This is a genomic window from Pseudomonas peli, from assembly GCF_050563605.1.
GTDB classification, from domain to species: Bacteria; Pseudomonadota; Gammaproteobacteria; order Pseudomonadales; family Pseudomonadaceae; genus Aquipseudomonas; species Aquipseudomonas peli_A.
Genome location: NZ_JBNXUH010000315.1, coordinates 1 through 211 on the forward strand (window position 1 = coordinate 1; position 211 = coordinate 211).

1 protein-coding gene is annotated in these 211 nt (G+C 57.3%); it reads right to left on the bottom strand.

Annotation, left to right across the window (positions count from 1 at the left end; translation table 11 throughout):
• Positions 1-45: 45 nt before the first annotated feature.
• Positions 46-201 (bottom strand): isocitrate/isopropylmalate family dehydrogenase, encoded by a 156-nt coding sequence (locus ACQ4LH_RS21870; RefSeq protein ID WP_430699013.1) that lies wholly within the window; start codon positions 199-201, stop codon positions 46-48.
• Between the last annotated feature and the right edge of the window lie 10 nt (positions 202-211).

Sequence of the window (211 nt, forward strand, 5' to 3'; positions counted from 1 at the left end):
ATCACACCCCGTCTGGTGGGGTCGGGGCTGTGTAGAAAAGCCAGATTACACCCCTTCTGCTACATAGCGGGCAATGATATCGCCCATTTCATCGGTACTAACGGCGGCAGCGCCACGGGCTAAATCCCCGGTGCGAATGCCTTCTTCTAATGCGCGGTTAATGGCGCGTTCAATGGCGCAAGCCGCATCATCGGCATCCAGGCTGTAACGC